Source organism: Paracholeplasma brassicae, from assembly GCF_000967915.1.
GTDB classification, from domain to species: Bacteria; Bacillota_I; Bacilli_A; order Acholeplasmatales; family UBA5453; genus Paracholeplasma; species Paracholeplasma brassicae.
On the sequence record NC_022549.1, the window covers coordinates 1,750,207 to 1,766,080 of the forward strand.

The 15,874-nt window shown below is 38.2% G+C and carries 13 protein-coding genes; all 13 read right to left on the reverse strand.

The annotated features are described in order from the left end of the window. Positions 1-39: 39 nt before the first annotated feature. Positions 40-609, reverse strand: a complete 570-nt coding sequence (locus BN853_RS08145) for a hypothetical protein (RefSeq protein ID WP_030005461.1) — start codon at positions 607-609, stop codon at positions 40-42. A 76-nt stretch (positions 610-685) separates the two neighbouring features. Further along, positions 686-1,042, reverse strand: coding sequence for a holo-ACP synthase (acpS, locus tag BN853_RS08150; RefSeq protein ID WP_030005462.1), 357 nt, complete (start codon positions 1,040-1,042; stop codon positions 686-688). Between the two features lies 1 nt (position 1,043). Beyond that, positions 1,044-1,973, reverse strand: a complete 930-nt coding sequence (gene whiA, locus BN853_RS08155; protein ID WP_030005463.1) for a DNA-binding protein WhiA — start codon at positions 1,971-1,973, stop codon at positions 1,044-1,046. 1 nt (position 1,974) lies between these two features. Further along, entirely contained in the window at positions 1,975-2,889 is a 915-nt protein-coding gene (locus BN853_RS08160; RefSeq protein WP_030005464.1) for an NAD(P)/FAD-dependent oxidoreductase, read from the reverse strand. Next, complete coding sequence (locus BN853_RS08165; RefSeq protein ID WP_030005465.1) at positions 2,882-3,523, reverse strand: HAD-IA family hydrolase; 642 nt, start codon at positions 3,521-3,523, stop codon at positions 2,882-2,884. The genes BN853_RS08160 and BN853_RS08165 overlap by 8 nt, the downstream gene beginning before the upstream one ends. After that, the gene (gene lgt, locus BN853_RS08170; RefSeq protein WP_052591390.1) at positions 3,520-4,503 is read right to left on the reverse strand and encodes a prolipoprotein diacylglyceryl transferase; all 984 of its coding nucleotides are present in this window, start codon (positions 4,501-4,503) and stop codon (positions 3,520-3,522) included. Before lgt ends, BN853_RS08165 begins: the two co-directional genes overlap by 4 nt. Further along, positions 4,490-5,434: an HPr(Ser) kinase/phosphatase gene (gene hprK, locus BN853_RS08175; RefSeq protein WP_030005467.1), complete on the reverse strand. Its 945-nt coding sequence runs from the start codon at positions 5,432-5,434 to the stop codon at positions 4,490-4,492. Before hprK ends, lgt begins: the two co-directional genes overlap by 14 nt. Positions 5,435-5,441: 7 nt before the next feature. Further along, entirely contained in the window at positions 5,442-5,936 is a 495-nt protein-coding gene (locus BN853_RS08180) for a hypothetical protein (RefSeq protein WP_052591393.1), read from the reverse strand. Positions 5,937-5,955: 19 nt separating this feature from the next. After that, positions 5,956-8,793: an excinuclease ABC subunit UvrA gene (uvrA, locus tag BN853_RS08185; RefSeq protein WP_030005469.1), complete on the reverse strand. Its 2,838-nt coding sequence runs from the start codon at positions 8,791-8,793 to the stop codon at positions 5,956-5,958. Next, positions 8,783-10,756, reverse strand: coding sequence for an NAD-dependent DNA ligase LigA (ligA, locus tag BN853_RS08190; RefSeq protein ID WP_231857075.1), 1,974 nt, complete (start codon positions 10,754-10,756; stop codon positions 8,783-8,785). The genes uvrA and ligA overlap by 11 nt, the downstream gene beginning before the upstream one ends. Positions 10,757-10,872: 116 nt before the next feature. Continuing rightward, positions 10,873-12,045 carry a UvrD-helicase domain-containing protein gene (locus BN853_RS08195; RefSeq protein ID WP_030005471.1) on the reverse strand — a complete coding sequence of 391 codons (1,173 nt, stop codon included), beginning with the start codon at positions 12,043-12,045 and terminating at the stop codon, positions 10,873-10,875. Between the two features lie 31 nt (positions 12,046-12,076). Further along, positions 12,077-14,170: an ATP-dependent helicase gene (locus BN853_RS08200; RefSeq protein ID WP_030005472.1), complete on the reverse strand. Its 2,094-nt coding sequence runs from the start codon at positions 14,168-14,170 to the stop codon at positions 12,077-12,079. A 41-nt stretch (positions 14,171-14,211) separates the two neighbouring features. After that, the gene (locus tag BN853_RS08205) at positions 14,212-15,840 is read right to left on the reverse strand and encodes a glutamine--tRNA ligase/YqeY domain fusion protein (protein WP_030005473.1); all 1,629 of its coding nucleotides are present in this window, start codon (positions 15,838-15,840) and stop codon (positions 14,212-14,214) included. Positions 15,841-15,874 lie beyond the last annotated feature (34 nt).

Consider the following 15,874-nt stretch of genomic DNA (forward strand, 5'->3'; position numbering starts at 1 on the left):
CCCTTTTTCGTACGAAAAGGCCTTATCGGCCTCTTGGTATTATTTTGAAATTGTTGCTAATTTATACTCGATTTGAGTTTTAACGGTTAAAACACCTTCGGTTTCTGCAATCGCTTCACCTTCGATGTGAATTAAGCCTGGACGGCTTGGTAATTGAAGTCCTGATACTTCAGTTTGGATTTCATTGTATTCGTTATAGTTTAAGACAAAGAAAGAGTAACCTTTTTCTTTTGCTTTACTTGCTGCATCTTTAACAATTTCTTCTAAATCTTCACAGGTTGTACATTCATCGTAATTTCCGTTATATACAAAAATATAAATGTCGTGAAAAACATCTGTGATTGCATCGTCTTGATCTTCGTTTGTACCAATTAAGTATTTGTACTCATCTAAGGTTAAGTGTTCTAAGGTTTCAAAACGATTGTAGTTTGGTTCTTTTTCAGTAAATACGTACTTGTCTAATAGTAAATACGCTAAAACACCAAGGATGGCAAGCAATCCAATGACCGCACCTATTTTAATGATTTTAGCATCTACTTGTTTCTTTTGATTCACTTGATTCTTTTTAGCGGGTTGTTTGTTTACCGCTTTTTTCTCTACTCTAGGCATTTATAAACACTCCTAACTCCTTAGTTATTATACATAAAAATTGGTTGTTATACAAGACTATCAAGAATTATGTAATTTATTTGTTTTTTATTAGTAACACAACCGCACTTGCGTAAGTCGTTGTGTGTGTAATTGATAGTTTGATTGTGACGTTTTCTAAGAAAGCATTTTGCACAAAATAAGGCGCACCAGCGAGGTCATTCAAAACTGTAAAATCACGATAGTTCGCGGTTTTATCCCCTTGTTTAAATGCCTTAAATAGCGCTTCTTTCGCAGCAAAACGACCACCCAAGAACGTCAGTTTTCGCACCTTGTCAGTAATACCCTCATAGATGTTAAATTCATCAACCGATAAAAGTCTATGAATTAACGCTTCACTTATTTTCGATTCCAGTGTCTTTAAATCCACCAAATCAATGCCAACTTCAAACACATTATCGCCCTTCTCTTATTTGATCAGCAAGTTCTTTAATCTTTACTAAGCGGTGATTCATCCCAGACTTAGATAAGGGTTCGCCGGTCATTTTTTTATATTCGATGATTAATTCGTTCAAAGACGCATCCGGAAAACTTTCCCTAAGAACGATGGTGTCCTTTAACTTTTGATCTAATAGGTCAAAGTCACGGTTTTCTCTAATGAACTCAATGTCTTTTAGCATTTTATTTGCTGCCGTCAGGGTTTTTCTTTCATTGGCAATCTCAATGTTGATTAAGCGATTAATTGAGTTATTAAAGTCCCGTTTGATTCGTATATCTTCGTAGCGAAACATCGATTCATTGGCGCCAATGACGCTTAAGAAATTACTGATTGCCTCTGCTTCCTTTAAATAAATAATCAACCCTTTACGTCGCTTTGTAATTTTCGCATTTAAATCAAAGTGATTCATCAAACGTTGTATGAAAATCGCTTCAATTTTATCTTCCGTGAAAATCTCAAGATGGTATGTTGGTTTGGATGGGTCATTAATCGATCCACTTGATAAGAAGCACCCTCTAATATAGGCTCTCTTCTCAACATCCGTTTGAGTCATTTTTTCATATACCCCAATGTTTTGATCAAACATCGAGTGATCTTCTACGATTTTTTTAACATTCGTTTTAATATTAACGATGTAACCTCGTTTTCGAAGCTTTGAAGATGACTTTGAAAGCAATTCAATTTCACTTTGATACAAATGCTTTAGAATGACGACAAAGCGTCTGGCAATCCCTGCATTATTCGTTGTAAACTGAAGGCTCATTCCCTCATTATTAATCGAAATCGATGTGTGTAAATGAAGAAGCGCCGAAAGCTCTGCAAGCTGTTCAGCGTCACTTGATTTTAAATTAATAAGTTCATCTTTAACACTTTTCGCAAACGACATATTATTCCCAAGTTTCTAAATATTTTAAACAGTTTTGTACCGCAATTGCCCCATCAGAGGTTGCCGTAACCACTTGTCTAATTTGTTTGGTTCTAACGTCTCCAGCCGCATAGATGCCTTCGACTTTGGTTTCCATTTTTTCATTGGTATCAATAAACCCATACGCATTTAAAACGCCCGTTTCCTTTAAGAAATCAGTCACTGGAATTGCACCAATGTATTCAAAGACCGCTTTGGTTTCAATCACGTTTTCATCCCCTTGATCCGACTTAATCTTAACCGCTTTAAGTTTGTCTTTCTCGTCAATGATGAATTCGGTTACGACGCTTTCTAAATGAATGGTCACGTTTTTTTGTTTTCTTAAAATATCTTGAGCCTTTTTATCGGCCGTTAACTCTTTTAAGTTTTGAACCACAGTCACGTGCTTACATAACGTGGCAAGATAACTTGCTTCTTCAACCGCACTGTTGCCGCCACCAACAACCACCACGTCTTCGCCTTTATAAATCGGTCCATCACAAATGGCACACCAACTGACCCCATTAGAGGCAAGCATATCTTCGTGTTCTAACCCTAGGCGTCTTGGTAACATACCTGAGGCAACAATGATTGACTTGGTTTCATAGGTTTTATCCTCTGTAATTACTTTCTTAACATTGCCTTCTTGTTCTACTTTTAGAACGTTGCCATACTCATATTGAACACCTAAACTCATCACGTGATCAAACATGGCCATCGAAATATCCGCGCCACTTTGCTTTTTCAAGCCTGTGTAGTTTTCAATTTCCCACGTGTTCACCATTTGACCACCTGGTGCGCCTTTTTCAATTAGAACCACATTTAAGTTGGCTCTTTTAGCATAAATCGCTGCCGTCATCCCCGCAGGACCGGCACCAATAATTATTAAATCATACATGTTGTAGCACCTCTTTTAATTGGATTAGCGAATCAATATAAAAATCCGCGTTTGCTTTTAGTAACGCTTCTTTATGTAGTGAGTAGTTCATCCCACAACTCATGATATTGGCATTCTTTGCCGCCATGATGTCGTTTGGATGATCCCCCACGTAAATTGCTTTTTTGACTTCTTTAAAGAAACTCAATGCTTTTAGAATCGGTTCTTTGTCTGGTTTGTGTTTGATAACGTCATCTGACCCAATAATCACATCGAAAAAAGAAATAAGGTTGGTCACCGCTAACCCGCGTCTGACCATATGATTCATCTTTGAAGAAACGATGGCTAACTGATAACCTTCTTTTTTTAGTTCGGATAGCAGTAACGATGCCCCCTCAAAAGCTTTGACGTAATGATCGTGAAGTTCTAAGTTTTTTTCTTTGTAAGCTTTGATTAAATAATCAATTTCCGCTTCGCTTTTAGCGTAATTGAGAAACGATTCTCTTAAGGTAGGACCAATAAATTTGATATAGTCTTCTCGTTCTAATTGATGTTGTTTAAGATGCGTTTTAAACACATGATCCACAGTATCAATGATGAGTTCATTCGTATCAACCAAAGTCCCATCCAAATCAAATAACACAGTATCTATCACTTGTTTGCCTCTAGTTCTTTTTTTCCATCATTATAGACGTCAATGTAATAAGGTAGTTCTTTGAAGAATACTAAGTTTTTCAAGACTAAGTAGACCACACCACCACCAACAAACAATAATAAACTCATTAATATGTTGACTTTAAATAAGCTGAACGCAGCCCCTTCGACTGGCTTTCCAATCCAAAGAGGGTCTGTACGAAAAGGTTCAATTAAGAAACCTCTACCTAACCCATACCAGATTAAGTAAACACCAATTAAATCGCCAATCTTAAAGACTTTTTTTCGTCTAAGCACTAAGATGATCGCAAGACCTAATAAATTCCATAACCCTTCATATAAGAAGGTTGGGTGATAATAAACGCCACCTTTGTTCATGTTTTCAACGATGAACTCAGGTAGGTGAAGTGTGTCTTTTAAAAAGGTTCTTGTGGTTTCTCCGCCATGCGCTTCTTGATTAAAGAAATTTCCCCAACGACCCATAATCTGTCCTATCAAAAATCCTGGGGCTAAAATATCTAATACTTTCCATAGATTCATCTGTTTGTATCTTGTAAAGAAGATTAAAAAGAGAATGGTGGTGATTACCGCACCGTGGATAGCTAGGCCACCACCAGCAATATCAAATACCTCTGCAATAGAAGTGTAGTTGTTATGTGGGTCAAAAATCACATAGTAAAGTCTAGCGCCAACAATGGCTAGAGGGACAGTAAATAATATCCCATCATACAAATCGTCTTTGTTTATCCCAATAAATTTGATTTCATAAAACCCCAAGATCGAGGCAAACACAATACCAGAAATAATAAAGACGGCGTACCAGGCAATACTAAAACCACCAATGGCGATTGCTACGCTATCAAATGGCGGTTCTTGCCCAATGGTTGCCATTAAAAGTAAGAATAAAAACCAAAGGACCATGCCAAACCCTAAACCATAACCCATGCGATATTTAAAGAAATGTGCTTTAATTTGATTCATTTTCTTCCCTCTCATTCCGTTTCATACTTCTTGTGATTTCTCTTGTTAAGTTAAACGCCGCGTGATACCCCATGTATTTAAGCTTTTGATTTCTTGCGGCACTCTCAACGAGTGTGGCCACATTTCTGCCAGGTAACACCGGAATCACAATCTTAGGGATTTCAGTATCAAAGTACTTTGTCGTTTCTAAATCCAACCCAAGTCGGTCATAGTAACGATTCTCTTCCCATTTTTCTAGCTCAACGACCATGCGTATCTTCTTTGTTTCTCTAAACGCACTTACACCAAACATCGAAATGACATCGACGATACCAATCCCTCTAATCTCAAGGTATCTTTCTAATATCTTTGGTGCCTGACCAATCAAAATGCCGACGTCTTTTTGATAGATATCCACGCGGTCATCCGAAATCAATATATGCCCGCGCTTAATCAATTCAAGCGCTGTTTCTGATTTACCAATGCCGCTTTTTCCGGTAATTAGAACCCCAAGACCGCCAATGTCTAACAACACCCCATGAACGGTTTTTCTTGGTGATAAATAATCTTGTAGATAGGAAAATAGTTTGGAATTGAGTGCCGTGGTTCTAAGCTGACTTTTTAGAATCGGTACCCCATACTCATCCCCTAATTTTTTATAAACCTCAGGGACATCAACGTTAACTGAAAAGATGACTGCCGGTGGTTTTAACTTCATAATTTGTCTTAAACGTACCTCTTGAATCTTTTGATCGAATAATAAGAAAAACGAATTTTCCTTACTCCCAATTAAAATGACACGGTTGTTGTCAAAAAAATCCATAAATCCCGCCAGCTCAATGCCTGGTCTTGATATCATTTGTTCCGTGATAAACGAACTCATGCCGGCGTGTCCTGAGACACACTCGAGTTGATTATCCTTTGCCAAGTGCGCGACTTTAATTCCTCTCATCCTAGCCCTACTTTCTTAGTTTAAATTGATGCATCTTAACGTAATAGGTCAACATAAAACGAAGACCTAAAAACACAATCGAAAATCCGATTAAATCCGTTACTTTGATAAACGCAAGTCCAGGTGTGACACTCACTGATGCATACATTAACACAACCGACAGCACCAATAAGAGTAACCCAAACGACTGTAAGACGTATTTTAATAAATACCTGAATACCATCATTTTAACGATTATTTCCAATAATGTAAACAGCAACACACCAATAAAGAACCCAGGCACTTCACTTACTTTTAATAAAGAGGTTAGACCTGTGGTGACCATAAAGAGAAGTAAATTGACCAAATACATCAATAGAACGTTTAGCCCGAAGTTCTTATGAAGCCCATAAGTTGTCACACTTAAAAGCTTATCTTTTTTTTGCTGATGCTTTAATTGTTCAATCAAATCATGCAACTCTTTTTCAATGTCTTCTTGATTTCTATCGTCGTCATCCCTCAAAAATAAGACCTCCTTTTAATTAGCTATTGTAATAAGAGCCGTCCATGATTTTCTTAAGATACGCCCCAGTATAACTTTCTTTGATTTTAATAATCTCTTCTGGTGTTCCAACCCCAACGATTGTTCCACCTTTATCGCCGCCCTCAGGGCCCAAATCAATGATATGATCAGCACATTTGATAACGTCTAAATTATGTTCAATAATGATCACAGTTGCGCCTTCATCCACGATACGATTAACCACTTCCATTAACCGTTTAACGTCATCAATGTGCAAACCAGTGGTCGGTTCATCTAGGATATAGAGCGTATCCGGTGAAATCTTTTTATAAAGTTCTGAGGCCAGTTTTACCCGTTGTGCTTCCCCACCAGAAAGGGTGGTTGCCGATTGTCCAAGCTCAATGTAGCCTAAACCCACATCGAATAACGTCTGAAGCTTCATTTTCACTTTTGGTACATTCTCAAAGAAAACGACGGCGTCTTCAACCTTCATCTTTAACACATCGGCAATCGACTTGCCTTTGTATTTCACTTGTAATGTTTCACGGTTGTATCTTGAGCCACCGCACACCTCACAAGCCACATAGACGTCTGGTAAGAAGTGCATGGTAATTTTCGTTACCCCATCACCACTACAATTCTCACAACGACCACCGCGGACGTTAAATGAGAATCTACCCTTTTGATAACCTCTAATCTTCGCTTCATTCGTCATCGCAAATACATCTCTAATGTCATCAAATACACCAGTATAGGTCGCCGGATTACTTCTAGGTGTTCTACCAATTGGTGACTGTGAAATATCAATGATTCGCTTAATGAGTTTCGAATTATGAATTTTATCGTGCTTGCCTGGTTCGTCTTTAGTCTTATAAAGCTTTTTATGTAACGCCTTGTATAAGATTTCATTAACCAGGGTGGATTTACCACTACCAGAAACACCCGTCACACAAATCATTTTTCCAAGTGGAAAATCCACACTGATGTTTTTTAAATTGTTTTCTCTTGCGCCAATGACGCTGATGACCTCACCATTGCCAGTTCTTCTTTTTTCTGGTACGTCAATTCTAAGTTTACCAGACAGATATAAGCCTGTAATCGACTTAGGATTATTTTTAACCTCTTGTGGTGTCCCAAAGGCAATTAAATTGCCCCCATGCACCCCGGCTCCTGGCCCAATATCGATTAAATAATCCGCAGCCATCATCGTCTCTTCATCATGTTCAACGACCACCAGTGTATTACCTAAGTCTCTCATTTTCTTTAAGGTATCAATTAACTTATGATTGTCTCTTTGATGTAGACCAATCGATGGTTCATCAAGGACATATAAGACACCTGAGAGTCTAGAGCCGATTTGTGTGGCTAAGCGGATACGCTGTGCCTCACCACCGGAAAGCGTGGCCGCTTCTCTAGATAAGGTTAAGTAATCCAGTCCGACGTCGTGTAAAAACGATAACCTTGATTTAATCTCTTGGACAATATTTTGTGCGATGATGGTGTCGGTTTGATTTAACGTTAGACCGTTAAAAAACGCAATTTCATCTTCAATCGACAAATTAGTTAGCGCTGCAATGTGAAGACCGCCCACACGCACCGATAATGCCGATTCATTTAGGCGTTTGCCTTCACAAACCGGGCATGTACGTTCCGACATAAAGCCTTCAATCCACTCTCTAATCCACGCAGAGGTGGTTTCGATGTAGCGTCTGTTTAAATTATTAATTACCCCTTCGAAACTCTTTTTTGACTCATGAACTCTGCCACTAGAGGACTTCATCTTGTAGTGGATGATGTCTTTCGAGCCATAAAGAAGAATCGCTAAGTGTTCTTTAGACAATTCTTTTAGTGGTTTATCTAAGGCAATCCCGTAGTACTGACACGTTTGTTCAATCTCTGCACCTTGAAGGTTATTATCATCGAAATTCTTAAATGGGATAATCCCCCCATTTAGAATTGGTTTATCCATGTTTAAAACCAAATCCTCAGAAACGTTAAGTTTATTACCAAGCCCATTACATTCACTACATGCCCCAATCGGACTGTTAAATGAAAACAATCTTGGTTCTAAGTCTGGTATCACAAAATCGGTATCAGGACAGCTGTAGTGCTCTGAGAAATGAAGCGTCTCTTTGCCAATAACCTCGACATCAACAAAACCACCTGATTTATTTGAGGCGAGTTCAATCGCATCAAACAATCGTGAACGTATGTCGTCTTTAATGACTAAACGGTCAATGACCAGTGAAATGGAATGCTTTTTATTCTTATCCAAATCGATGATTGGTTCTAAATCGACCATTTCATCGTTGATTTTCGCTCGGATAAACCCGTCTTTCATGAACTGTTCAATTAATTTTTTATGAGACCCTTTTTGTAGTTTGACCACCGGCGATAAAATCATCACCTTAGAACCTACCTCTAAATCAAGCACACGATTGGTCATCTCTTCAACCGTTTGTTTGCTTAATTCAATGTCAGTGCCTGGGCAATACGCCTTACCGACTTTTGCGTATAACAGCCTTAAATAGTCAAAGATTTCCGTGACTGTTCCCACCGTTGATCGTGGGTTTTTAGAGGTCGTTCGTTGATCAATTGAAATTGCCGGACTTAAGCCCTCAATTTTATCCACGTTCGGTTTTTCAAATGACCCTAGAAACTGTCTCGCATAGGACGACAAAGATTCCACATAACGACGTTGTCCTTCTTGATAAAGTGTATCAAACGCTAAAGATGATTTTCCACTGCCTGATAAGCCAGTCATGACAACCAGTTTATTTTTTGGAATATCAATATCCACGTTTTTTAAATTGTTTTCTCTTGCCCCACGAATGACAATGTAATCATTATTCGCCATCTTTGCTCATCTCCTTAAAAGACGCTTCGTCTAATACGTTAATACCTAATGTTCTTGCCTTATCTAGTTTAGATCCTGCGTCAATACCAGCAAGCACATAGTCTGTTTTCTTACTGACTGAACTACTGACTTTGCCACCTAAGGATTCAATCAGAAGGGTAGCTTCTTCTCTTGTGTATATTTCTAATTTCCCCGTTAAAACAAATGTTTTCCCGTTGAAGTTTTCATTGTATTTGATTAATGGTTTGTCACTCGTTAGAGTCAAGCCAGCAGCTTCAAAAAAATCGATTAACTCTTTTGCATAATCGGTAGAAAAATAGGTCACAAGCGAACTAGCGATTCGGTCGCCTACTTCATTAATTTGAACTAATTGATCGTAGGAGGCAACACTTAGTGCCTTTAATGATCCAAATTCTTTGACTATGGTTTTAGCCACCTTTTGACCAACGTGTCTAATACCTAAACCAAAAATTAACTTATCTAATTCTCTTGTCTTTGACTCTTCAATCGCAAAAAGTAAATTCTCGATTTTCTTTTCGCCCATACGTTCTAGTTTCAATAACGCATCTTTATGTTCTTTTAACAAATAAATGTCTTTGATGTCTTTTAATAGACCGATGTCATAAAGTTGAGTGATGACTTTCTCACCTAAGGTATCAATGTTCATCGCGACCCGAGACGAAAAGTGAATTAACTTGCCAACTTGTTGTGCATCACAATTTGGATTGATGCAATAGTAATCCGCAAACGCTTCATCTTTATACAGTTTGGTTTGGCAGGACGGGCATGTATCAATCATATGAATCACCGTAGTGTCTTTTCGTTTTTCAAGCACTGGTCTGACAACTTCTGGGATGATTTCTCCTGCTTTACGGACCACAACGACATCATTTAACTCAATATCTAATTGCTTAATGAACTCTTCATTGTGTAGTGTTGCACGTGATACCATCGAACCAGAAATGAGTACCGGTTCTAATTCCGCTACCGGTGTAATTACACCTGTACGTCCAACCTGATAGGTAATTGCCTTTAGTCTAGTTTCAACTTCTTCTGGTGAAAACTTATACGCAATTGCCCATTTTGGGTATTTAGCGGTATAACCAATCTCATCATAAAGGGCTAATTGATTCACCTTGATTACGACGCCATCGGTGTCGTAGCTTAATTCTTTTCTAAGCTTGTCATAAGCTTCTATTTTAGCTACAAGCGCCTCAAAACTAGAGATAATCGCTTCATGTGGGTTAACTTTTAGCCCCAATTTTCTAAGGTAGTCAAGTGCCTCTTTTTGAGTACTTATCCCATAAGATTCTGGTTTAACTAACGTATACAAAAACACGTCAAGACCACGTTTAGATACCACACTGGAATCCAACTGTCTTAGCGTGCCTGCTGCGGCATTTCTAGGGTTTTTAAATGGCTCTTCTGCTTGTTGTTCTCTTTCCTCATTAGCTTTAAGGAAACTCTTGTAAGGCATAAAAACCTCACCTCTAACCTCAAGCGTCACTGGCTCTTTTAGTCTATTAGGTAAGCTTTTGATTGTCTTTACGTTTTCAGTCACGTCCTCACCAATGAGTCCGTCACCTCTCGTTGACGCGCTTTTAAAAATCCCTTGTTCGTATTTGATGTTAATCGCAAGTCCATCAATTTTGAGTTCCGTGGTTAAGTCAAACTGTTCGGTTGTCTTCTTTAAGCGTTCGTAAAACTCGCTTAAATCAGACTCATCAAATGCGTTTGACAAGCTCATCATTGGTTGGTCATGAACCACTTTTTTAAAGCCGTCTAACACGAGACCGCCAACCTTAGAGGTAGGCGAATACAGACTTTTATATTGTGGGTATTGTTGTTCTAATTCGATTAATTCCTTTAACAACTCATCGTAAGTGCGATCACTCATTGTGGGCTGGTCTAGGGTGTGATAATCATAGTTAGCTTGATCTATGATTTGTTCTAATTCTATCATTCTTTTTCTTATCATTTCCATATCAAATCACCATGAATATTGTAACACAAAGACCCGTGCTTTTTATACTATTTAGACTCTATGTTATTAAAAGTTTGCTTGATTAGATAAGTAATCTATCTTAATAAATCCTCATAGAACAATGAGCGTTTTTTCTTTTGTTTTGGAAAAAACAGCACCAAGTGTTCTTCTGCTCTAGTCATAGCCACAAAAAATAAGCGACGTTCTTCAGGTACTGGTTCATCTTTTAGCGGAAACTGATGCTTTTCTAATCCCACCACAAGAACGCATGGAAATTCAAGCCCCTTGGATTGGTGAATGCTCATTGTATTAAGTGCTCTAAACCCTGATTTTTGATTGATTAATTTTGCGACCTGATGGTGGCTTCGATAAAGCACGACAACTTCATGTGGTTGATAACCCATGCTATAAAAACGCCCCACTTCCTCTGTGACCATTTGTTCAAATGTGGTATCGTAACTTTTAAAACTCAATGACCCCTGTTCTTTTTTGATACCATGAAGTTCCTTTTTAAGTCTTTTAGGGTTTTTATCGATTAATCGGTTGGCGTACTTAATGATGAATGCTTTTGATCGGTAATTATTAAACAGCGTGTAGCGTGTTGCCTGATACGTCTTTATGTAATGATCAATGACTTCTTTAGACGCCCCACGAAACGCATAAATGCTTTGATCAGGATCACCCACACAAAAAACATGTGAAGAAGGTTGAATCAAGCATTTAAGCAGTTCAAACTGAACTAAGGATGTATCTTGAAATTCGTCAATGAAAATATAGTGAAAATTCTTTACTTCACAAAAACGATTGTCATTAAAAGCGTTTAGCGTTTGTTGTTCTAAATCGATGAAATCCATAAGCCCTTTTTCTTGTAAATACGTATCGTATCTTTTATTCAGTTCATTATTTCTATTTTTGTTAAACTGCTTGTTTAGGCCAATTTTCATAATCACTTCTTTAGAAAAAGATGCCTTAATCAGCTCATCTTCAGTGACTAATGAAACCTCACGAATCGTTCTTAATAGCTGATAACATAACCCATGAAACGTCGTGGCTGTTACTTGGTTATTTGTTCCTAAACGTGCTTTTAGTTGTTGTGCGCTTTTTCTCGTAAAAGAGATGAGTAACATGTCTTTTTCATTGACGCCTGATTCGATTAGCCGTTTAACTCTAGAAATCAATACGGTCGTTTTACCTGAGCCTGCACCTGCAAGCAAAAAAATAAAGCGGTCGTTGGCATCGACCGCTTGCTGTTGTTCTTTATTTAACAAGTAGATCACCTCTACTTATGTTACCCCAGTATCAATTAATTACTTTTTTTAATGCCGGATGCCCATTCGTAAATAGTTTTATCCCATGATGAATCGAAAATGCGACACGTGTTACATTGTCGTCTTTTTGGACGACCGTACCAAACCCATATTTCTCATGCGTCACTTTATCGCCAATTTTAATGTCATCTGAACTTGTCATAAAGTCACTTGGCGCGACCTCTTTAACAATGACTTGTTTTCTTTTTTGAATGCGATCGTCTTCTAAGTTCATTTCTTCAATGAATCTTGATGGCGCGTTCATTTGAAGTTGACCAAAACGGAACCGTTGTCTACTACAGGATAACAACAACCTTTTTTTCGCTCTGGTGGTTGCCACATAACAGATGCGTCTTTCTTCGTCTATTTCGCCTGAATTAAACGCTGTTTCGCTTGGAAAAATGCCTTCTTCAAGTGCCACAACAAAGACACAATCAAATTCCAACCCTTTGACTTGGTGAATCGTCGCGAGCTTAACGGTGTCTTTATCTTCAACGATGTCTTGGTCGGTTTTTAATGCCATGTCGTCCAAGATTTGTTCGATTTTTTCAAGATTGGTTCCTTTGTAGTCGATTGCGCCATTATAAAAGACGCTTTTTAATTCGAGTATGTTTTCATAACGATCTTTGCCTTCGTTACCCTCGTCGTTTAACATTTGTTTATACCCTGAGATGGCTAAAACCAAATCGACGACGTAGATTAAATCATCTAAGCGGGCAATTTCATTTTGCATTTTTATAATAATCTCTTTAAAATCGAGCAGGTTCTGTTTTGTGGTTCCTTTGATGTCCATTTGGTCAATCGCATCCCACATTGAAATTTTGTGGATCGTCGCATAGGTTTCAATCTTAGTGATTGTCGTTTGACCGATTTTACGTCTTGGAACATTGATGATACGTTTCAAGGAGATGTTGTCTTGTGGAAACAAACATACCCTAACGTAGGATAGCATGTCTTTGATTTCTTTCCGTTGGAAAAAGGAGATCCCGCCATAAACGGTATAAGGAATGTTATACCTCAAAAACGCTTCTTCAAAAATTCGGCTTAGCGCATTTGAGCGATACAGTACCGCAATGTTTTGATAAGGTGTGTGCCCTTGGTGAATGATTTCAATCGCTCGTGCAACGTAATAAGCTTCATCCTTATCTGAGTCTCTTTGTTCGTAAATCACTTTTGGTCCTTCATCAAAGCTGCTTCTTAAGTTTTTCTCACCTTGTCTATTTTTATTATGTCCGATCAACTGATTGGCAGCATCTAGGATATTTTTAGTCGAACGGTAGTTTTGATCTAAGATGACCACTTCTGCCTTAAACTCTCTAACAAAGCGTTCGTGATTCTCATAATTTGCCCCACGAAATGCATAAATACTTTGGTCAGGATCACCAACGATGAACACATTCTTTTCCTTATTTGATAACAGTTTTATTAAATCGTACTGCACACTGTTGGTGTCTTGAAACTCATCAATTAATAAGTACTCGTAATATTGATTATAATAAGCTAACACACTGGGATTTTCTTTTAGTATCTTGATTGTATAATTAATCAAGTCATCAAAATCAAGTGAGTTGTTATATGCTAAGTAGTCGTTGTATTTTAGATATATTTCTTGTTCGATCGTTTCAAGTTCATCGTACTGTCCATTCTTGTATTTTGAAAAGAGTGATTTCAATCGATTAGAATTGTAACGATTAGGGTCGTAATTGAGTTCTTTTACCGTGTCGCGAATGATTTGTTTACTATCGTCTTCATCGATGATTAAAAACCTTCGGTTATAGGTTTGACCTAAATACTCAATTTCACTTCTTAGAAATCTTGCGCAAAAGGAGTGAAATGTGGATAAGGTTACGTCAAGTGCCTTTGGACCGACCAATTCTACAACGCGCTCTCTCATCTCTCTTGCTGCCTTATTCGTAAACGTGACCGCTAAAATGGACAACGGATTTACCCCTTGGTTAATCAAATAACCAATACGATACGTTAGGGTGCGGGTTTTTCCTGAACCGGCACCTGCCACCACCGAAAGTGGACCTTTGATATGTTTTACGGCTTTTAATTGATTGTCATTTAAGATGCTTAAATCCATAGTCCCTCCTTAGAAATTAGAAAAGGGGAAATCCCCTTGTTCTATTTTTTGAATGAGCTTTTGAGCTCCACAATTCGGTTTAGGTGGATGACTTCATCGGTGCTGTGTTTATCTTTTTTAAAGAAGCCCACACGCATTAATTGAATGCCTTCCTTTAATTCTAATTGCTTAAAGGCATGTTCAACATACCCCATACGTTTTTCCCAAGAGTCTTTGTTAAGACGCTCAACAAGTGGTGCATCACCATCAAAAACCAGTGGACCGAACAGATTAAACTGTGCCTTTACCGCTGTCGTGGCTTCAACAAAATGAATGGTGCCATTTGGCTTTCTTTCATCAAATCCGGTTCCGCTCTTTGTTTTTTCATCGTAAGTAACTTTAAGTTCAATTATGTTTCCTTCATCATCTTTAATCACTTCTTCACATTTTATGAAATACGCGTGAAATAACCTTACTTCAATGCCTTTTGCTAAACGTTTCCAGTGTTTGTTTGGCTTTTCTTCAATAAAGTCATCGTGATCTATGTATAAATGTTTTGAAAAGTAGATTGTCTTTGTCCCCATAGAGGCGTCGTTTGGATCTAGAGGTACTTCAATGGCTTCTAAGCCTTTGTCGTAATTCAAAACCGTCACTTTAAGTGGGTTAATAACACCCATCATTTTAGCACTATGTGCTTGTAGGTCATCTCTAACAAACGATTCAAGCATTTCAGTTGAAACCGTTGAATTCATTCTTGATAAACCAGTACCTAGAATAAAGTTTCTGATGGCCGATGGCGTGTAACCTCTTCTTCTCATCCCTGAAAGTGTTGGCATTCTTGGGTCATCCCATCCATCGACAAGCTTTGAATCCACAAGTTCTTTTAAATAACGTTTGGACATGACGGTGTTTTCAATGTTTAGTCTTCCAAACTCGATTTGTCTTGGTACGAGAGGCATTTCTGTTTCTCTGACTACCCAATCATAGAGTGGGCGGTGGTCTTCAAACTCCAAGCTACAAAGTGAATGTGTGATGCCTTCAATCGCATCCTCTAACGGGTGTGCGTAATCATACATTGGATAAATACACCATTTATCCCCTGTGTTGTGATGATGTGCAAAGCTGATGCGGTAGATGACTGGGTCTCTCATGTTCATGTTAGGTGAGCTCATGTCAATCTTCGCTCTTAACACTTTTTCGCCTTCTTTGTATAAACCATTTTTCATATTCATAAAGAGTGTTAGGTTCTCTTCAACGCTTCGGTCTCTAAACGGTGAGTCAATGCCTTTAGAAGTTAAACTGCCTCTACCTTTTGAAATTTCATCCGCCGTTTGATCATCAACGAACGCCTTTCCTTTTTTGATTAGAATGATTGCACGATCAAACATTTCTTGAAAATAATCCGATGCGTAGTAAATTTGGTTTGGTGTGTACCCAAGCCATGCGATGTCTTCTTTAATTGAATTGACGTACTCAACGTCTTCTTTTCCTGGATTTGTGTCATCAAATCGTAGGTTTGTTCTACCACCAAAAGAGGCAGCCAACTCAAAGTTATTCACAATGGCTCTGGCGTGGCCGATGTGTAGATAGCCATTGGGTTCTGGTGGGAAACGCGTGATAATTTCATCGTGTTTCTTTGATTCTAAATCCTGTATCATAATCGTCTTAATAAAATTCGAATGATTTTCCATAAATTCACATCCTATTCTTGTAATATTATACTAT